At 65.8% G+C, this 18,357-nt stretch carries 18 protein-coding genes; 14 read left to right on the forward strand and 4 right to left on the reverse strand.

Annotated elements, in window-relative coordinates; all coding sequences use genetic code 11:
• Positions 1-38: 38 nt before the first annotated feature.
• From GFS60_RS05100 to GFS60_RS05115, 4 genes are all read left to right on the forward strand, one after another.
• Positions 39-1,658, forward strand: a complete 1,620-nt coding sequence (locus GFS60_RS05100; RefSeq protein WP_159926891.1) for a methylmalonyl-CoA mutase family protein — start codon at positions 39-41, stop codon at positions 1,656-1,658.
• Positions 1,658-2,059 carry a cobalamin B12-binding domain-containing protein gene (locus GFS60_RS05105; protein ID WP_109326953.1) on the forward strand — a complete coding sequence of 134 codons (402 nt, stop codon included), beginning with the start codon at positions 1,658-1,660 and terminating at the stop codon, positions 2,057-2,059. Before GFS60_RS05100 ends, GFS60_RS05105 begins: the two co-directional genes overlap by 1 nt.
• An 87-nt stretch (positions 2,060-2,146) precedes the next feature.
• Entirely contained in the window at positions 2,147-3,103 is a 957-nt protein-coding gene (locus GFS60_RS05110) for an LLM class F420-dependent oxidoreductase (RefSeq protein ID WP_159919336.1), read from the forward strand.
• Positions 3,100-4,152, forward strand: a complete 1,053-nt coding sequence (locus tag GFS60_RS05115; RefSeq protein ID WP_159919338.1) for a CaiB/BaiF CoA transferase family protein — start codon at positions 3,100-3,102, stop codon at positions 4,150-4,152. The genes GFS60_RS05110 and GFS60_RS05115 overlap by 4 nt, the downstream gene beginning before the upstream one ends.
• Here GFS60_RS05115 and GFS60_RS05120 read toward each other — a convergent pair.
• Entirely contained in the window at positions 4,143-5,144 is a 1,002-nt protein-coding gene (locus tag GFS60_RS05120; RefSeq protein ID WP_159919340.1) for a ferredoxin--NADP reductase, read from the reverse strand. The two genes, GFS60_RS05115 and GFS60_RS05120, sit on opposite strands and share 10 nt — an antisense overlap.
• Positions 5,145-5,217: 73 nt before the next feature.
• Between GFS60_RS05120 and GFS60_RS05125 the strand changes: the two genes are divergently transcribed.
• Genes GFS60_RS05125 through GFS60_RS05145 form a run of 5 tightly spaced genes read left to right on the forward strand, consistent with a single transcriptional unit; the run spans position 5,218 to position 10,203 of the window.
• The gene (locus GFS60_RS05125) at positions 5,218-6,687 is read left to right on the forward strand and encodes a class I adenylate-forming enzyme family protein (RefSeq protein ID WP_159919342.1); all 1,470 of its coding nucleotides are present in this window, start codon (positions 5,218-5,220) and stop codon (positions 6,685-6,687) included.
• The gene (locus GFS60_RS05130) at positions 6,665-7,570 is read left to right on the forward strand and encodes an acyl-CoA dehydrogenase family protein (protein WP_159919344.1); all 906 of its coding nucleotides are present in this window, start codon (positions 6,665-6,667) and stop codon (positions 7,568-7,570) included. Before GFS60_RS05125 ends, GFS60_RS05130 begins: the two co-directional genes overlap by 23 nt.
• Positions 7,557-8,645 carry an acyl-CoA dehydrogenase family protein gene (locus GFS60_RS05135; RefSeq protein ID WP_159919346.1) on the forward strand — a complete coding sequence of 363 codons (1,089 nt, stop codon included), beginning with the start codon at positions 7,557-7,559 and terminating at the stop codon, positions 8,643-8,645. The genes GFS60_RS05130 and GFS60_RS05135 overlap by 14 nt, the downstream gene beginning before the upstream one ends.
• A 1-nt stretch (position 8,646) precedes the next feature.
• The gene (locus GFS60_RS05140; RefSeq protein ID WP_159919348.1) at positions 8,647-9,414 is read left to right on the forward strand and encodes an enoyl-CoA hydratase/isomerase family protein; all 768 of its coding nucleotides are present in this window, start codon (positions 8,647-8,649) and stop codon (positions 9,412-9,414) included.
• Positions 9,415-9,420: 6 nt separating this feature from the next.
• Positions 9,421-10,203 carry an enoyl-CoA hydratase/isomerase family protein gene (locus GFS60_RS05145; protein ID WP_109326963.1) on the forward strand — a complete coding sequence of 261 codons (783 nt, stop codon included), beginning with the start codon at positions 9,421-9,423 and terminating at the stop codon, positions 10,201-10,203.
• Between the two features lie 53 nt (positions 10,204-10,256).
• On the opposite strand, the gene GFS60_RS05150 is transcribed toward GFS60_RS05145, so the two are convergent.
• Complete coding sequence (locus GFS60_RS05150; protein WP_159919350.1) at positions 10,257-11,180, reverse strand: TIGR03564 family F420-dependent LLM class oxidoreductase; 924 nt, start codon at positions 11,178-11,180, stop codon at positions 10,257-10,259.
• 136 nt (positions 11,181-11,316) lie between these two features.
• Between GFS60_RS05150 and GFS60_RS05155 the strand changes: the two genes are divergently transcribed.
• Positions 11,317-12,150 (forward strand): TauD/TfdA dioxygenase family protein, encoded by an 834-nt coding sequence (locus tag GFS60_RS05155; protein ID WP_159919352.1) that lies wholly within the window; start codon positions 11,317-11,319, stop codon positions 12,148-12,150.
• A gap of 128 nt (positions 12,151-12,278) precedes the next feature.
• Positions 12,279-12,785, forward strand: a complete 507-nt coding sequence (locus GFS60_RS05160; RefSeq protein ID WP_328799833.1) for a nuclear transport factor 2 family protein — start codon at positions 12,279-12,281, stop codon at positions 12,783-12,785.
• 74 nt (positions 12,786-12,859) lie between these two features.
• Here the strand turns inward: GFS60_RS05160 and GFS60_RS05165 are convergent, their stop codons facing one another.
• The gene (locus GFS60_RS05165) at positions 12,860-13,624 is read right to left on the reverse strand and encodes an SDR family oxidoreductase (protein WP_159919354.1); all 765 of its coding nucleotides are present in this window, start codon (positions 13,622-13,624) and stop codon (positions 12,860-12,862) included.
• A gap of 53 nt (positions 13,625-13,677) precedes the next feature.
• On the opposite strand from GFS60_RS05165, the gene GFS60_RS05170 reads away from it, so the two are divergent.
• The 3 genes from GFS60_RS05170 to meaB are packed head-to-tail and all read left to right on the forward strand — an operon-like array spanning position 13,678 to position 17,250.
• On the forward strand, positions 13,678-15,117 hold the full coding sequence (locus GFS60_RS05170; protein ID WP_159919357.1) for a class I adenylate-forming enzyme family protein: 1,440 nt from the start codon (positions 13,678-13,680) through the stop codon (positions 15,115-15,117).
• Complete coding sequence (locus tag GFS60_RS05175) at positions 15,110-16,249, forward strand: thiolase family protein (protein ID WP_159919359.1); 1,140 nt, start codon at positions 15,110-15,112, stop codon at positions 16,247-16,249. The genes GFS60_RS05170 and GFS60_RS05175 overlap by 8 nt, the downstream gene beginning before the upstream one ends.
• Positions 16,250-16,278: 29 nt before the next feature.
• A complete protein-coding gene (gene meaB / locus GFS60_RS05180) occupies positions 16,279-17,250 on the forward strand; it encodes a methylmalonyl Co-A mutase-associated GTPase MeaB (protein ID WP_159919361.1) in 972 nt (323 codons plus the stop codon).
• Here meaB and GFS60_RS05185 read toward each other — a convergent pair.
• Complete coding sequence (locus tag GFS60_RS05185) at positions 17,239-18,318, reverse strand: NAD(P)H-dependent amine dehydrogenase family protein (protein ID WP_159919363.1); 1,080 nt, start codon at positions 18,316-18,318, stop codon at positions 17,239-17,241. The genes meaB and GFS60_RS05185 overlap by 12 nt on opposite strands.
• Positions 18,319-18,357 lie beyond the last annotated feature (39 nt).

The following is an 18,357-nucleotide window of genomic DNA, read 5'->3' on the forward strand; positions in this document are numbered from 1 at the left end:
TCCCTGTTCCGACACTGTCGATCATTGCGTTCTCGACGATGATATTGGCATTCTCATTTTCTGCAAGTACTGTATCCATCGTGAACGACTTCGCTGAAACCTCTTCGGGCATCCCGCTGGAGCCGGTCTACGGGCCGACCGACAGGCGCGCAGAGCCGCCCGCCCCGGGCACCTTTCCCTTCACCCGTGGCAACTTCGCCTCCGGCTACCGGGGCCGGTTGTGGACGTTCCGCCAGTACTCCGGATTCGGCACCGCGGAAGAGTCCAACCAGCGCTATCGGTACCTGCTCGAACAGGGCGGCACCGGATTGTCGGTGGCACTGGACCTGCCCACCCAATGCGGTTACGACTCCGACGACCCCGAGGTCACCGAGGAAGTCGGCCGGGTCGGGGTCGCGGTCGACACCCTCGCCGACGCCGAAGTCCTCTTCGCCGACATCCCGCTGGACAAGATCAGCACCAGCTTCACCATCAACGGGACGGCGGCGATACTGCTGGCGTTCTATGTGGCCGCGGCCGAGCGGGCCGGCGTGCCGCGGGCGAAGCTCACCGGGACGATCCAGAACGACATCCTCAAGGAGTACGCCTCCCGGGGCACGTGGATCTGGCCGCCGGAGCCGTCGCTACGGCTGATTGCCGACACCATCGAATTCTGCGCGGCCGAGGTGCCGAGGTTCAACGCTATTTCGGTCGCCGGCGCGCACTTTCGCGACGCCGGAGCCACCGCGGTGCAGGAAATGGCCTTCACGCTCGCAGACGGAGTCACCTACTGCGACACGGTGGTCGAACGTGGGCGAATGACGATCGACGAGTTCGCTCCTCAGATCTCGTTCTTCTTCTATACGCACGGGGACTTCTTCGAAGAGATCGCCAAGTACCGGGCAGGCCGTCGTCGATGGGCCACGATCGTGCGGGAGCGCTACGGTGCGGTGACGGACAAGGCGTCGATGTTCCGGTTCGGTTGTGTTGCCGGCGGCGCGTCCCTCTACGCACCCCAGGCACAGAACAATCTGGTGCGAGTGGCGTACGAATCGATGGCTTCGGTGCTCGGGGGAGTGCAGTCGATGTTCACCGCGGCGTGGGACGAACCGTTCGCCCTGCCCAGTGAGGAGTCGGCGACCCTGGCGCTGCGCACCCAGCAGGTTCTGGCCTACGAGACCGGAGTGACGCGTGTCGCGGATCCGCTCGGCGGCTCCTACTTCGTCGAAGCGCTGACCGATGCCACCGAGGCCCGCCTGATCGAGATCATGGACGATCTCGATCAGCACGGCGGCATGGTTCGCGCCATCGAGGACGGGTACCTGCAAGGCCTCATCGCCGACGAGGCGTACAAGCTGCACAAGGATGTCGAATCGGGGGAACGCCCGGTGGTCGGGGTCAACCGGTTCGTCTCGCCGGAGCCGCCCCCGGAGATCTCGACGTACGAGCTGAATGCCGAAGGGCGCGAGCTGCAGCTGAAACGGCTGGCGAAAGTGAAATCCGAACGTGATCCCGAGGCGGTCAATGCCTGCCTCACCGCTCTGTCCCGCGCCGCGGAAGGAACCGAGAACCTCATGCACCCGTTGATCGATTGCGCCAACGCCTACTGCACCGTCGGCGAGATGGTATCCGCGCTCAAAGCTGTCTGGGGCGAATTTCAGCAGCCGGTGGTGTTCTGATGAGCGCCCGCATACTCGTAGCGAAGCCCGGACTGGACGGCCACGATCGCGGCGCCAAGATCGTCGCCCGCGCACTCCGCGACGCCGGTTTCGAGGTGATCTACACCGGTATCCGCAAGCGGGTCGAGGACATCGTGTCGATCGCCCTCCAGGAGGATGTTGCCGTCGTCGGTCTGAGCATTCTCTCCGGCGCCCATGTGGCGCTGACCACGCGAACGGTCGATGCGCTGCGCGCTGCGGACGCCGGTGACATCGCTGTGGTGGTCGGCGGCACGATTCCCCAGGAGGACGTTCCGCGCCTGCTGTCCGCGGGAGCGGCTGCGGTCTTCCCCACCAGCACCCCTCTGGAGGATCTGGTCACCGGAGTGCGCGCACTCACCGGAACTCCCACTCCCTCTTGACCTTTCGTCATAGAAGGCGAAAGGCGATTACACCGCGTCGACCACCCGGTCACGCGTGCGAGAACAATTTTCGGACCTGGAGGAACAGTGCGTATCGGAGTGATGATCGGGCCCGAGCGAGGGGACTCCGCGCGGAAGGTCGCCAGAATGCTGGACGACGTGGAGTGGGCGGAGAGCGCAGGTTTGGACTCCGTCTGGGTTCCGCAGGTCCCCACGGACTTCGACGCGCTGATCGCCGTGGCGTTGATGGGAACGAGGACGTCCCGCATCGAAATCGGCACCGCGGTGGTCCCCCTGCAGGCGCAACACCCCGTCGCACTGGCGCGACAGGCGCTCTCGGCGCATGCCGCCACTGGAGGACGTTTGGCGCTGGGAGTCGGCCCCTCACACCACTGGATCGTTCAGGACATGCTCGGTCTCCCCTACGAGAAGCCGGCCGCGTTCACTCGCGATTACCTGGACGTACTGGACGCCGCGCTGCTCGCACCCGGCCCGGTCGACATCGAGAACAACACCTTCACCGTGCACAACCCGCTCGAGATCGGACCGGTGGCGCCGATGCCGGTCCTGGTAGCGGCCCTGGGCCCGGTGATGCTGACGATCGCAGGCGAGCGAACCGACGGGACCATCCTCTGGATGGCCGACGAGCGAGCGGTCGCCGACCATGTCGTCCCGCGAATTACCAAGGCTGCCGACAATGTGGGGCGTCCGGCTCCACGCATCATCGCGGGTGTCCCGGTCTGTCTCTGCCGGCCTTCGGAAGTCGACACTGCGCGTGAGCGCGCCAACCGGATCCTCGGGGAAGCGGAGATCTCCCCCAACTATCAGCGGCTGCTGGGATACGGCGACGCCCAGGACATCGGTGACCTGTGCGTCGCCGGAGACGAGGACGCCATCCTCGAGGGCTTCCGCCGATACGCCGACGCGGGGGTCACCGACCTGTCGATGCGGCTGCTGCCGATCGGCGACAACCGGGACGAGCTGATCGCCTCGAAGCGTCGTACCCGGGACGTCGTGGCGGAACTCGTCAAGGAGCTGCGGTGACTGCGGGGCCACTCGAGGGCATCCGGATCCTCGAGGTCGGCCATATCCTCGCGGGTCCGTACGCCACCATGATGCTCGCCGACCTCGGCGCAGAGGTCACCAAGATAGAACCACCGAGCGGTGACCTCTCGCGGCAGGTGAGCGACGCCTACTTCGCCAGCCTGAACCGGGGTAAGCGGAGTATCTGCGTAGACCTGACGACCACCGAGGGGCAGGCCCGTCTCGGAGAACTTGCGGCCGAATCCCATGCCCTGCTGGTCAACCTGAAGCCGTCCGCCATTCACCGGTACGGCCTGACCTACGACGCTCTGCGTCGATGGAACGACAAAATAGTCTGTGTCGCGCTCACCGGTTACGGCCTCGACGAGGGAGACGACCCAGCTTTCGACTACGTGATTCAGGCTGTCACGGGTGTCGCCGCACTCACCGGTGACCCGGCAGGGCCGCCGACGCTGCCCGGGTACTCCGCTGCCGACAACTCGACCGGACTGGCAGCCGCACTCGGATTGCTGGCCCAGATCATCTCCGGACGTGGCGGTCAAGTGGAGGTGTCGTTGCGCGACGTCATGCTGTCGCAACTCAACTACCGCGCGTCGGCGTATCTCAACGAAGGCACCGAGCCGCGGCGTATGCCGTTCGGTGCCCATCCGTATTACGTGCCGGCCCAACTGTTTCCGACTGCGGAGGGTCATCTCGCCCTGTTCATCACACATGACGGGTTCTGGCGGAAGTTCGCTGCGGAAGCGGGGATCGAAGGATTTCCGACGATGGCCGAGCGCGCGGAACGTCGTGACGAGGTCCTCGCGGTTGTGACCGCGGCTCTGGCGGCCGACTCCGCGACGGGCTGGGAGTTTCGGCTGCGACCATTGGGAGTGCCTGCGGCAGCGGTGCGTTCACTGCCCGACGCACTCGCAGCCACACCGGAGATGATCGCCAATGCCGGTGACTTCCGGTTGGTCGGAAGTCCCATCCGCGTGGCCGGCTTCGACCCGGATTACGGGCCGCCGCCGCGCCTCGGCGAGCACGGCGGCCTGCCGGTTCACTCGTAGCGGACCTTGATCGACCCGGTGTCGGGCACTGCTTGGCAGGTGAGGACGTAGCCTTCGGCCACCTCGTCGTCGCTCAGCGCATCGTTCACCCGCATGGTTGCGCTGCCCTCGGTGACGGTGGCGATGCAGGTGGCGCAGTTGCCCGATTCGCAGGAGAACGGTGGCGTGAGCCCGGCGCGCCGGGCGCTTTCCAGGAGGGTCTCGTTCGCTTTTCTGGGCACCGACACCTTTTTCCGTCCCAGAACGATCGAGACGGTTCCCTCGACCTCGGAATCGGGTGCGTCGGCCGATGGCGCCGTCGGGGCCGCGGCGCCGAACCGCTCACTGAAGATCCTGCCCGGCCCTGGCAATGCCGACTCCACCAGAGCCATGAAGGGCTCGGGCCCGCACAGGTAGGAGTCGGCATCTCCTTCGGCGCCGACGAAGTGGCGTACGGCTGCCGCGTCGAGGAATCCGCCCCGGTCGTCGAGGTGCCGTACGAACGAGAACCGGTCGGGATAGCGCTCGGTGAGTTCGTTCAGTACGGCGTCGAACATCACCGATGCGTGGTCTCGGTCGGCGCACAGCAGCCGGACATGCCGGTCCGTGGTCGCCAGCGCGCTCTTCGCCAGTGACAGGATCGGGGTGATCCCGCTGCCACCGCTGAACCCGAGCAACGGCGCCGAGGTCGGACGCAGGCAGAAGGTTCCCGCGGGCCGTGTCAGTTCGACGGCGTCACCCTCGGCGACGTTATCGTGCAGCCAGTTCGACACCTTGCCGCCAGGGACCCGTTTGACCGTCGTCATCAGCTCACCATCGGTCTCCGGTGCGCTCGACATGGAGTAGGAGCGGAACAGCTCGGTTCCGTCTACGTCGACCCGAAATGTGCAGAACTGCCCGGCCCGATAGGAGAACGGACCGTCGTGCGGTGCGAGCACGAACGTGCGTGCGTCCGAGCTCTCCTTGACGATTCGCGTCACGGTCGCGCGCTGGAACAAGGGTGGTCTCGACATGCCCGTCGCCTCCTGATATTGAGATTCTAACTGTGAGAGAATATCATTCTCTCTGACGAGATAGGACTTCTCAATGGTGAATTCCCACACGAGAGACGGGGCAGGCATCGGATACCGGGCCCCCGACGAGGAAGAAGAAACGACCGAGCCGACCGTGCTCGTGTTCGAGGAGCGCGAATACAGCCTCAGTGAACTCGACGCTCTGGCCGACGGGTTGGCTGCCGAGATGGCCGGTCGCGGCGTGAAGGCAGGTGACCGTGTCGCTCTGATGTCGTCGAACCGGCCGGAATTCGTCGTGGCCGTTCGAGCGATCTGGCGGCTCGGCGCTGCCGTCGTGCTGATCAGCCCGGCGTACAAGCATGACGAAGTCGCGCACGCGCTGGCGCTCACGAATCCGACGCTCGCGGTCGGGGACAGTCCGGTCCTGGCCGGACTTCTGCCGATGCTGAGCCTCGACGATCCGGTCGACCCCGCGCAATGCTCCTTTCCGCCACCCGATCCAGCCGCCGAGGCCGTACTCGTGTTCAGTTCGGGCACCACCGGGATGCCGAAAGCGGTGCGGCACACGCACGCGTCTTTCGGCGCCGCCGTGCGGCAGTGGTGTGACGCGCTGCAACTGTCGTCGGCGGACAGGATGCAGGTGCTTACTCCGCCCTCGCACATCCTGGGCGTCCTCAACATCATGACCGCCCTCGAGGTCGGCGCATGGGTGCGGCTGCACCGTCGGTTCGACGTGGACCGGATGCTGCGGCACATCGAGACCGATCGGATCACGGTGGAGATGGCCGTCGCGCCGATTGCGCTGGCCATCGCCCAGCATCCGGACCTCGAATCGTTCGACCTGTCGTCGCTGCGCTACATCATGTGGGGAGCCACTCCGGTCACGCCGAGCGTCGCCGAGACCGTCACCCGGCGCGCCGGGGTCGGGTGGGTACCCGCGTACGGCGCCAGCGAGTTGCCGGTGATCGCCTGCAACCCGATCGAAGGGGCCCGTCTGGACAGTGTCGGACGCCCCGTTGCGGGCGTCAGCATCCGGGTGGTGTCGCTCGAGACCGGTGAGCTGCTGGGCGTGGGAGAACCCGGCGAGATTCAGGCTCGAGCGAATTCGCTGATGGCAGGTTACCTGCCCGAGGAGACGAATGCCGAGGCGTTCGTGGACGGGTGGTACCGGACCGGGGACGTCGGTTACCTCGACGAGGACGGCTGGCTTCGGCTCACCGACCGGTCGAAAGAGATGATCAAGGTCAAGGGGTTTCAGGTTGCGCCCGCCGAGATCGAGGCGGTGCTGCACGGGCACCCCGGCGTGGTGGACTGTGCGGTGTTCGGGGTCCCCGACCCGGTCAGCGGGGAAGCAGTGATCGCCGCGGTCGCACGGACCGGCACGACCGAAGCCGAAGAACTCATCACCCTCGTGGGAGACCGGTTGGCGTCCTACAAGAGGCCCAGCCGGGTGGTCTTCGTATCCGACATCCCTCGCCTGCCTTCCGGCAAGGTGTTGCGCCGAGAACTCAAGGAGCGCTATGGACGTACGTCTGACAAGTGAACAGCAACAATTGCGCGATGCCGCAGCCAAATTGGCCGACGACCTGGGACCGGGGTCGGTCCAGGACCTGGCCGACGACACTCGGCTCGCGCGGTTGGAGAAGGCGGTGGCCACAACAGGGTGGCGATCGCTTCGATCCGACGGGGCGTCGGGTGTGGAAGTCGCCATCGTCGCCGAGGAATTCGGTCGGGGCCTGGTCGATATTCCCTTCCTCGGACCCGTCCTCGCCGATGATCTACACCGGCACGTCTCCGACGATCAGCAGACATGGGCGGTGGCCCTCGACGGGGAAGCGACCGACGCGCGAGGACTGGAGCGCGCGCTTGTTCTGAGCGGAAACCGGATCTCGGCCGGTCGAGTGGGAGCCGTCGTTCCGGGAGCGGACCTGACCAGAGGCTTCGCGGACATACTCGAGCCGTTCGAACCCCTCGGCGAACTGTCCACCGAGCACGTCGAGCGCTGGCATGCTCTCGCCGTCCTCGTCACCTCCGCCGACCTGGTCGGCACGTCCCGCGGAGCCCAGGCGCTCGCCGTCGATTACGCGAAGATGCGCGAACAGTACGGCAACACGATCGGGTCCTATCAAGCCGTGGCGCATCTGCTCGCGGAGAGCCAGGCGCTGATCGAGGGTTCGGTGAGCGTGCTCCGCCATGCAGCCTGGGCGCTCGACCAGCTGACTCCCGGCGAGGCGCAGCAGGCTGCGCGAGTCGCGAAGATCTACTGCGCGCGCGCTGCCCGAACCGTGTGCGAGACGGCGATTCAGGTACACGGCGGCATCGGCAACACCTGGGAATGCCTTGCACACGTCTACCTTCGGCGGGCACTGACGTCCACCGAATTGTTCCCCGTACGCCTGGAGGAGATGCACCGTGGACTTTCGTGACTCGCCGGAAGAAGCCGCCTTCCGGGACCGACTGCGGTCCTGGCTGGCGGACACGGCCAAGACGTTCCCGACTTCGGGTGACGAGTACTGGGAACGGCAGCCCGAATGGCACCGGGCGCTCTACGGCGCCGGGTTCTTCGGGTTGTCGTGGCCCGCAGAATATGGTGGTCAGGAGCTACCACCCGTCTACGACGTCATCCTGGACGAAGAACTGGCCATCGCGGGCGCACCCGCCCGGCCGAGCCTCGGGTACCTGGTGATCGGACTCGGCAGGCATGGCAGCGAGAAACTCCGCCGCACTTTCCTGCCCGGAATGATCGACGGAACCGAGCGATGGTGTCAGGGATTCAGTGAGCCGGGCGCCGGATCGGATCTCGCAGCACTCACTACCACTGCCACCCGCGACGGCGACAACTACGTCATTCACGGACACAAGATCTGGACGAGCTATTCGGACGTGGCCGACTGGTGTCTCCTGCTGGCCCGTACCGAACCCGACAAGCCCCGTCACCGCGGCTTGTCGGCGTTCATCGTCCCGATGAAGCAACCGGGAATCGAGCAGCGACCGCTGCAGATGATGAGCGGCGTCACCAAAGAGTTCGGTCAGGTTCTCTTCGACGGAGCTACGGTGCCTGCGGAGAACATGGTCGGTGCGCCGGGGGAAGGGTGGGCGCTGGCGATGACGGTGGTCGGGCACGAACGAGAACCCTCCACGCTCGGTTTCGCCGCCAGGTACGACAAGCTCGTACGCGATCTCGTCGCCCGGTCGGAAGGGAGCCCCTCTGCGGAACTGGCCTGGGCTGCAGTGCAGACGGAGATGCTGCGCCTGCATGTCCGTCGCAGGTTGTCCGAACAGCTCGACGGTGTGTCGCACGGTTCGGAGGGGTCGCTCGACAAGCTGCTCATGACCTGGGTCGAACAATCGGTCGGGCACGCTGCGTTGTCCGAGGCCGGCACTCGCGACACCGACATGCTGGGCGCCTACCTGTACAGCCGCGCACAGAGCGTCATGGGTGGAACGTCGCAGATTCAGAAGAACATCATCGCCTCGCGAATTCTTGGATTGGGAGTCTGACATGTACGACATGCCCGAGGAGATCGACGTCCGCGCGGACGGTGCCCTGCGCATCATCACGCTGAACCGGCCCGACGCGCTCAATGCCGTCAACGACGGCTTGCACACCGGACTGGCGCGGTTGTGGCCTCAGCTGAGCGAAGACCGGGATGCCCGCGCCGCGGTACTCACCGGAAGCGGCAAAGCCTTCTCTGCGGGTGGCGACTTCGCCTACCTCGCCGAGCTCGCGGCAGACCGCGAACTGCGCGCCCGGACTATCGCTCACGGCCGCGAACTCGTCCTCGGGATGGCACGCTGCCGTATTCCGGTGATTGCGGCGGTCAACGGACCGGCTGTGGGACTGGGCTGCAGCTTGGTTGCGCTCAGTGACATCGTCTACATGGCCGAGACGGCCTACCTCGCTGATCCTCATGTGCAGGTCGGGTTGGTCGCGGCCGACGGTGGACCGCTCACCTGGCCGCTGCAGATCAGTCTGCTGCAAGCCAAGGAGTACGCCCTCACCGGCGCACGCATACCCGCGGCGAAAGCATGCGAGCTCGGATTGGCCAACCACATGGTTGCCGATCCGCTGAGCGAGGCCCTCGCTTGTGCCAAACGCATTGCGGAACAGCCCCGGCAGGCTGTCGAGAGCACGAAGCGGTTGCTGAACATGCATATCGAGCGGGCCGTACTCGCCACGCTGGACTATGCGATGACCGCCGAGGAGCTGACGTTCCAATCCGACGACTTCCAAACCAACATCGCCAGGCTCACGGCGGGAAAGAGCTGAGAAGGTATGGGCGACGCCTTGGGGACGAGTGGTCTGCGGTTCGAGCGTGAGGGTTCGATCGGCTGGTGCGTCATCGATCGGCCGGCGGCGCGGAACGCGTTCACGCCCGCGATGTATTTCGGTCTGAAGCGGGCTGTCCGGCTGGTCAATTCCGATCCCGACCTTGCTGCGCTCATCATCACCGGTGTCGACGACGTGTTCGCGCCGGGCGGTGATCTCGGTGGCCGATCAGAGCCGGGCGACTCGCTCCCCGAGGGACTGGCGGGCAACGACGTGGTCCCGTTCCTCACGATCCGGGACAGTCGGGCACCGGTGATCGCGGCCGTCAACGGCATCTGTCAGGCGGGCGGTCTGCTGGTCGCGATGATGTCCGATATCGCGGTTGCCAGCGATCGGGCGACATTCCGGGTGCCCGAGCTGCTCCGCGGTATCCCCGATGCGACCTTTGCGGCGGCCCTTCCCGCGCACATCGGCATAGCCGCAGCGCGGGACCTCATGCTGTCCGCGCGCCGCTTCGATGCCGCCGAGGCGCAGCGCCTGGGGGTGATCTCCCGCGTGGTACCTCACGAGAATCTGCGGGCCGCCGCGCTGGAGGCTGCCCGCGAGGTGCTGCAGACGTCCCCCGAGGCCCGCGCCCAGGTGAAGCGAATGCTGAACGAGCGTTACGGATTCATCGACTACCAAACGATGTTCGGCGCACTCGAAAGTTCACCGGAGCCCCGCGAGGGTATGCGGGCATTCATGGAGAAGCGCAACCCGAACTGGATCCCGGCGGATCTTCCGACCTGACTCGAGAGGAGGTCGGGGACCAGGCCTCTGTCGTGTGAGGCGTAACCCGGGGATTACCCGTCGGTGGTCGCCAGTTCTCGAAGAAGGTCCTTGGTGCGACCGACCGACGCTTTCGCGTCGGCGCCGACGGGGAAGACCGCAGCCCAGATGTCGGTGGCACCCGCGTCGAGGAGACCTTGCAGCTGGGTGCGCACCGACGTCTCGTCGCCGACGATGGCAACGTCGGCGGGGCTCGATGCACCGCCGACCTCCAGAATGCGTTGGTAGTTCGGCATTCCCGCGTACATGGTGGCGGTTGCGGCAACGGCTTCGCGGGCTTCATCGGCGTCGTCGTGAACCGCCACGGGGAGCCCGGCGACTATCCGGGGAGTGGCACGGCCCACGCCTGTCGCGGCGGCATGAATCGCGGACGCGACGCGGGATTCGATCACCTTCGCGGAAGCCATCCACAGGATGGTGCCGTCGGCGTACTGCCCTGCCACCCGGAGCATGCGCGGTGACATGGCCGAAAGAAGGACAGGCACCTCGTGGGCCAGGGGCACCATGCGGCCGGCACTCCGTGTGGTCCACTCCTGACCGCGGATGTCGACCTCCTCACCGTGGAGCAGTGCGGCGACGATCCGTACGTATTCCTCGGTGTTCTGGCCGGGCCGGTCGTAGGAAAGTCCGTACACCTCACGGACCAGGGACTCGTGTGAAGGGCCCAGCCCCAGAGTGAATCCGCGACGGCCCATTGCTTCGGAAACGGCGGCGACCCGATTCGCCTGCAGCAAGGGGTGGCACGGATAGGTCTGCAGGACAGCGGTTCCGAGTTCGATCGATGTCGTGGCGCGACCGGCAACCGTCAGCGCCGCCAGTGGATCACCGGCGACGCTGCTGGCGTACCAGAGTGAGGTGAAGCCATCCGCCTCGGCCTGTACCGCTTGGTGCACGATCTTGTCGGTCGACGATGCGCCGCCGGTCAATCCGATACGCATGTGAATCTCCTTGCCGCACGGACATAGCCGTGCCTTATGCCTTGTCGATCAAGTACAGATCTCCGCATGAGAGAACTGTAGTGTCGAAATAAGAATGTTGATAGCTTGCTATGAGAATCATATTTCCAAGAAACTGGTGTCTGCCAATGTCACCCCGATCACCGACACCGTCGGTGTAGAAATCACGGGAATCGAGGGCAGCCGACTCGCCGACGCGCAGGCCGCCGCCCGGTGCCGAGCCCTGCTCGACATGCACGGTGTGGTGGTTTTTCGTGACGCCCACATCGCAGATGCCCACCTGGTAGCCGTGAGTCGCATGCTCGGCGACGTCGTCGTGGCGCCGGTAGGTGGTCAGGAGAAGCACCCGGAAATCTCGGCCATTAGTCTGGATCCAGCCACAACTGTCCTGGCTTCCTACAACAAGGGCACCCTCCGCTGGCACATCGACGGCGCCACTGACGCGGTCCCGCAGAAGTCGACGTTCCTCACCGCGCTCGAGGTGTCAGAAGAAGGCGGTGACACCGAGTTCGCCAACACCTACGCCAGTTACGACGCCCTTACCGAGGATGAAAAGGCGTCCCTCGCCGATCTGCGCGTGGTGCACAGCTTCGCAGCGGCGCAACTGCTGGCCAGCCCTGATCCGTCGGACAAGCAAAGGGCAGCGTGGGCGCGGGTGCCGACGCGCGAGCACCCCCTGATCTGGACGCGTCGCAACGGACGGAAGTCGCTTCTGCTCGGCGCGACCGCCGCGCACGTGGTCGGCTGGCCCGAGGAGCAGGGGCGGGCACTTCTCGACCGTCTGCTCGACTGGTCGACGCAACCTCGATTTTCTCTGCGACATCATTGGCGTCGCGGCGACCTGGTCTTATGGGACAACACCGGAATGCTGCACCGCGCCGTCCCCTATGCGCCCACCTCACCCCGGTTGCTGCACCGGACCACCCTGATCGGCGAGGAAGCCGTCGCTTGAGCGCATGCAGCCGGCATGCATCGGCCACCATCCACGCTCACAGGACCATCTTTGAAGGTGAGGCAGCTGACCACCGACGATGTCGCAAGGCTCCAGCGTGACGTGCGGTACTTGATGGACGCGGCGAAATCCTCGACTGCGTTGCCAGGCATTCTCGTGGCTGCGATCGCCACGATTCCGATCTCCTGTGTGGCACTTACCACGACGACGGAATCGACGAGCACGGCACCAGCACCAACAGAGGACCGGACTACGCGAACTGGGCGAATGCCGCACACGCGGCCACCTCGCTGGCGCATACACACAACATCACCACCCACACGTGCGAGATCGACGGCGATACCGCCCACTGCGAGAGCTACGTGTTGGTGGGAATACTCCTCAACGACGGGGTCACGGTGCAGCTACTCAACGGCCGCTATCTCGACCGATGCGAACGACGCGAACGACGCGACGGTGGGTGGCGGATCGTGGTGCGGCGCTCGACCGTCGAATGGCGCGCGAAGGCTGACGCGTCGATGTTGCAATCCCGCTTCTTTACCGAGAAGGCGTTCCTGAGAGGCACGCGAGCCAAAGACGACCTGTCCTACCAGCGCCCGCTGCGCATCGACACACCGGCACCAGCACGCTGGTGACCGACGTGCGGCCGGAATGAGTGCGGCGGAGGTCTCGGGAACGACGGTTCCCGAGACCTCCGCCGCACTCGCACTTATTTCGGCGGGAATCGCAGGCCACCGTCGAGCCGGATGACCTCGCCGTTGAGATAGTCGTTCTCGACGATCGATGCGGCGAGAGTCGCGTACTCGGATGGCCGGCCCATGCGCTTGGGATGGGGAACCTGGGGTCCCCAGTAGGCCTCGAGTTGATCTCCGGCCTTGCCATAGGCCGGAGTCAGGATGGTGCCCGGTGCAATCGTCACGACCCGGATACCGAGGGGGGAAAGGTCCCGGGCGGCCACGAGGGTCATGCCGACGATGCCGCCCTTCGCTGCGGAGTAGGGGAGTTGTCCGATCTGGCCTTCGTAGGCCGCGATGGACGCGGTATTGATGATCACGCCTCGGCCGCTGTCGTCGATCGGCTCCTGCTTGGCGATTGCGGCCGCGGCCAATCGCATGACGTTGAAGGACGAGATCAGGTAGGACTCGATGGTCGTCCGGAACGCAGCAAGATCCATGGGGCTTGCATCCTTACCGACGAGCCGCCCGCCCCCGGCTGGGCCGCCGTGTGTGTCCACCGAGATGCGCAGCGGCCCCAGCGACTCCGCCTCGGCGATCGCAGCCCCGACGGATTCCTCGTCCGAGGCGTCGGTTCGCACGTAGCGGACTCCCAGCTCCTCCTCCAGTTCCTTGCCCTTGTCGTCGGCGACGTCGGCGACGACCACCTTGGCTCCCGCCTCATGGAGACGGCGAACGGTGGCTTGACCCAACCCGCCCGTGCCTCCGACGACTATCGCGGAACAACCCATGATCTGCATCGCAATTTCCCTTCTTGCAAGTAACCCTCTTGTACTGAGAGAATCATGTTCTCATGAACATCAACATGATTCTAGAGATGGCCGCGACCGACAGCGACAAGGCGGTTGTGACCGTCGACGAGCGCTCGTTGACCGCCGCGCAGCTCCTCGACCTCGCCCACCGCGCCGCCGACCGGTTCCGGGATCACCCGGCCGTGCTCTATCTCGGTGCCAATCATCTCGGCTATCCGGTCGCCCTGTTCGGGGCCGCCCTGGCCGGCGTCCCGTTCGTGCCGCTCAACTACCGGCTCGGTGATCAGCAGTTGACTGCACTGCAGGAGCGCCATGCCGGCGCCGTGATCCTCCGCCCCGAAGATCTCGACGCCCTCGTCGATGTCGACGTGGTGCAGGACGAGCCCGCGGAGGTGCCCGCCCCGCAGTGGGACGGTGACAGCGTCGCCGTGATCATCTACACGAGCGGAACCACATCCGATCCCAAGCCTGCTGTGCTGCGGCATCGGCACCTGCTGGCCTACGTCCTGAACACGATGGAGTTCGCATCCGCCGCGGACACTGATGCCGCGTTGGTGGCAGTTCCGCCCTATCACATCGCCGGCCTGACGAACCTGCTCTCGAACCTCTACACCGGCCGTCGCGTGGTCTATCTGGCCGGGTTCGACCCGACCGTGTGGCTTGACACCGTCCGGCGCGAGGGCATCACGCACGCAATGCTCGTGCCCACGATGCTGGCCCGCGTCGTCGCCGAACTGGGCGACGCCGACGCGGAATCGCCTACGCTGCAGAGCCTTGCCTACGGCGGATCCCGTACTCCGAGGCCCGTTCTGGAGCACGCGCTGCGCGCATTTCCGGATACGGGTTTCGTCAACGCCTACGGTCTCACCGAAACGGCGTCGTCGGTGGCCGTTCTGTCCCCCGAAGATCACCGGGTGGCGTTTGCGTCGAGCGATTCGGCTGTACGGGACCGGCTCGGGTCGGTCGGGCGGCCGCTGCCCGGGATCGAGATCGAGGTCCGCACGGAAACCGGTGAGCCGGTCGCGGCAGGCGAGACCGGCCTGGTCTTCGTGCGGGGCGAGCAGATCTCCGGCGAATACGGCGGACGCAGTGTGCTCGACGCGGACGGCTGGTTCGCGACCCGGGACCTCGGTCACCTCGATGCGGACGGCTACCTGTTCGTCGAGGGCAGGGCTGACGACACGATCATCCGCGGCGGCGAGAACATCGCACCGGCAGAGATTGAAGACGTGCTGCTCCGCCACCCGGCGATTTCCGAGGCAGCAGTGATCGGAATACCCGACACCGAATGGGGACAGCGAATAGTCGCTGTTCTCGTCGGTGACGCAGACCCGGCCGAAATCAGGCAGTGGGTCAAAGGCAGGCTGCGTTCCTCGAAAACCCCGGACACCGTCGTGTTCCGAGATGAACTCCCGAAAACCGAGACCGGAAAACTACTGCGCCGCACCCTTGTGGCCGAACTGGAGAACTCCCATGCCTGAAGCCGTCATCGTCTCCGCGCTGCGCACTCCCATCGGCACTGCCGTGAAGGGAACGTTGCGCGACACCACCGCTCACGACCTTGCTCACCACGTCGTCGCCGCAGCAGCAGAAGATCTCGACCCGGGCCTGATCGACGATGTGATCCTCGGTGAAGGCCTGTACGGCGGCGGGGTGGTTGCCAGGCACGCCGCACTCACCGCAGGACTGACCGAGGTTCCCGGGCTGGCGCACAACCGGCATTGCGCCGCCGGCCAGGCCGCGGTGCAGAGCGCGGCCGCGAGCATCCGCGCGGGTATGGACGAGCTGGTCATAGCCGGCGGAGTCAACTCGGCGTCCACCTCGCCGAAATCACTGTTCAAGGTGGACGGCGAGTGGGTGCCGTGGTTCCCTCCCACACATCCCGAACAGGCCAATGCCCCCACCATGGATATGTCGATCACGGTCGGATGGAACGCGGCCGTCGAGGCGGGCGTGACCCGGCAGGAGATGGACGAGTGGGCATTTCGCTCACATCGCAACGCCGTGCAGGCCATCGATGAGGGCAGGTTCAAGGAGGAGATCGTTCCCATCGACACGCCCCACGGACTCTTCTCGGTCGACGAGCATCCGCGGCGCGAGACGAGCTTGGAGAAACTGGCGTCACTGAAGCCGCTGCATCCGGAGATCGAGGGGTTCAGCATCACAGCGGGAAACGCGTGCGGTGGCAACGACGGCGCTGCCGTCCTGACGATCGCGAGTGACCGTCTCGGATTACCCGCGCTGGCCACCGTTCGGTCGTGGGCGTCCGTCGGGATCGACCCCGCACTCACCGGTCTCGCGCCGGTCAGGGCCATCCCGAAAGCCCTTACCCGAGCCGGTATCTCTCTCGCCGATGTCGACCTGTTCGAAATCAACGAAGCTTTCGCCGCGATGTGCGTGGCCACCATCAAGCTGCTCGAGATCGACCCGGACAGGGTCAATGTGAGCGGAAGTGGTTGTTCGCTCGGACATCCGGTTGCAGCGACCGGTGCCCGGATGCTGGTGACGCTGGTGCACGAACTGCGCCGTCGCGGTGGCGGTATCGGTGTGGCGGCAATGTGTGCGGGCGGGGGAATGGGGTCGGCGACGGTGATCGAGGTTCCAGCGCCGTGACTGTGAGCCGACCCGTCAGTGATTCCCTTGTGTCATCCAGTGTTTCGGACCTCGTCGCGGCAGCGCGTGCAGGATCCGTGCGTGCGGCGGGACGGTTGCTCAGCCTGGTAGAGAGTAGCCGTCGTTCCGAAGTGCTCGACTCGCTGGCCTCGGTGGTCGACTCGCCGGCCGCGGCGCCCGCCCGGGTCGTCGGTGTGACGGGGCCGCCCGGTGCCGGAAAGTCGACGACCATCGGAGCCCTCGTCGCAGAGTATCGGCAGCGGGGCCTGCGGGTGGCGGTGCTGGCGGTCGACCCGTCCTCGCCGTACAGCGGCGGTGCGCTTCTCGGCGACCGAATCCGGATGGCCGCGCACATCAACGACCCTGGCGTCCTCATACGGTCGGTCGCAACGCGCGGCCACCTGGGCGGACTGGCCGCGGCGGTGCCCGCGGCCATCCGCCTGCTCGGGGCGCTGTCGTATGACCTCGTCCTGCTCGAAACGGTGGGGGTGGGGCAGTCCGAGATCGAGATCGCGGCCATCGCTGACCCCACGATCGTGATACTCAACCCCGGTGCGGGTGACGCTATTCAAGCCGCGAAGGCAGGTCTGTTGGAGGTCGCAGATATCCTCGTCGTCAACAAGGCCGATCGCGATGGCGCCGACCAGACCGTACGAGACCTACGAGCCGAGTTCCACGTGCCGATCCTCACCCTCGTCGCCGCACGAGCCGAGGGCGTGTCCACCTTGGTGGAGGTGATCGAGGCCCACCGTCGCGCCGACACACTCGCGCGCCGGACAGCACGGGCGCGGGCACAAGTCCTCTCCCTTGCGCACACTCGCCTGCGGACTCATCCCGGCCTGGCGCATCTCGCCGCCTCGGTCGCGGCCGGCCGCCACGACCCCTACACGGCGGCTGATCTGTTGCTCGCTCCCGCGTCCGACGCTGCCCACGACACACGGGTCTTCCGGTACGAGACGGAAGACCCGGCGTTCGGTGATGCGCGCGGATCAACCGAGTGAGGCAATGACCTGGGGAAGGTCGGTGGTCGAGCGAATTCCCGGGGCGGCAGCGCAGACGAAAGGGACCGCGTTCACAGCGCGGTTCGCCGTGTAACCGGGCGCCACCGCACCCATCCGTTCGAGCGGCACCGGCATTGTGATGTCGATGTCGAGGGGTGCGTCCCCATCGACAGTGACATGCCAGCCGGTGGCGCGGACGTCCCAGGCCGGATCGACGTCGGCTGTGCAGTACCAGGTAGCGCGGAAGCGCAACAGTGCCCGGCCGTCCCGCATCCCGGCGGCGGTAATTCGCTGGGCCGCCACCGTACCCGCCTCCAGGACCCCGGCAGCGATGTGGGTTCTGTGGCGGGCGGTGGCGATTTCACCACTGGCCTCCACGGAATCGAGCGGCTGCCCGAGGGCGTCGGCGACGAGTTGGAGCGAGGGCCCGAAACTCGTACGAGCATGCGACAACCGGGCTTCGCTGAAAGCGCCGGGAGCGCGTCCGAATCCCATGATCTCGAACAGGAGGTCTGGTGAATCCCTCTGCGACAGATCGGCATACTCGTCGATCGTCAGGTTGTCGAGCCGTCGTTGGATCGAGGTCAACACGAGCGGAATGGCTTCGGTAATGAACCCGGGACTGCTGCCGGTGCTGTGGATCGAGGTGTTGCCGAGCTCGCACGCGGCCTCGACCCGTGCGCGTACCTCGGGGTCCATGCCGGCCGGATAGTGGAACTCACCGCGGGTTGTCACGATATTGATCCCCGACGCCAGCAACCAGCACACTTCGTCGAAGTCGCACGCACGCGGCATGTACAGCACACAATCCGCTCCGGAGTCCACGACCTCCTCGATGCTCCGGGTGGCGGTGATGCCGGTAGCGGGCAGCCCGCACAGTTCGCCTGCATCGCGGCCGATCTTGTCGTCTGCGTGGACGTACACACCGGCCAAGGTCAGCGTCGGGTGTTCGATCACCGCCCGGAGTGCACGGGTGCCGATGTTTCCTGTCGCCCATTGCACGACCCGATACGGCCGGGTGGCAAGAGTCGATTCGACAGCGTTCTCGGACAAGGGATTTACACTCATGTCACACCTTTGATCGGTCGACGTGCCACCACGGAATGG

This window comes from Rhodococcus sp. WAY2, from assembly GCF_009859915.1.
Taxonomy (GTDB): Bacteria; Actinomycetota; Actinomycetes; order Mycobacteriales; family Mycobacteriaceae; genus Rhodococcus_F; species Rhodococcus_F oxybenzonivorans.

Coding starts and splice junctions, on each gene's coding strand:
- GFS60_RS05125 (WP_159919342.1), top strand. CDS start 5,218: ATGGTGAATTCCCACACGAGAGACGGGGCAGGCATCGGATACCGGGCC.
- GFS60_RS05140 (WP_159919348.1), top strand. CDS start 8,647: ATGTACGACATGCCCGAGGAGATCGACGTCCGCGCGGACGGTGCCCTG.
- GFS60_RS05120 (WP_159919340.1), bottom strand. CDS start 5,144: ATGTCGAGACCACCCTTGTTCCAGCGCGCGACCGTGACGCGAATCGTC.
- GFS60_RS05105 (WP_109326953.1), top strand. CDS start 1,658: ATGAGCGCCCGCATACTCGTAGCGAAGCCCGGACTGGACGGCCACGAT.
- GFS60_RS05100 (WP_159926891.1), top strand. CDS start 39: ATGATATTGGCATTCTCATTTTCTGCAAGTACTGTATCCATCGTGAAC.
- GFS60_RS05175 (WP_159919359.1), top strand. CDS start 15,110: ATGCCTGAAGCCGTCATCGTCTCCGCGCTGCGCACTCCCATCGGCACT.
- GFS60_RS05170 (WP_159919357.1), top strand. CDS start 13,678: ATGAACATCAACATGATTCTAGAGATGGCCGCGACCGACAGCGACAAG.
- GFS60_RS05165 (WP_159919354.1), bottom strand. CDS start 13,624: ATGCAGATCATGGGTTGTTCCGCGATAGTCGTCGGAGGCACGGGCGGG.
- GFS60_RS05185 (WP_159919363.1), bottom strand. CDS start 18,318: ATGAGTGTAAATCCCTTGTCCGAGAACGCTGTCGAATCGACTCTTGCC.
- GFS60_RS05150 (WP_159919350.1), bottom strand. CDS start 11,180: ATGCGTATCGGATTGACCGGCGGCGCATCGTCGACCGACAAGATCGTG.
- GFS60_RS05145 (WP_109326963.1), top strand. CDS start 9,421: ATGGGCGACGCCTTGGGGACGAGTGGTCTGCGGTTCGAGCGTGAGGGT.
- GFS60_RS05130 (WP_159919344.1), top strand. CDS start 6,665: ATGGACGTACGTCTGACAAGTGAACAGCAACAATTGCGCGATGCCGCA.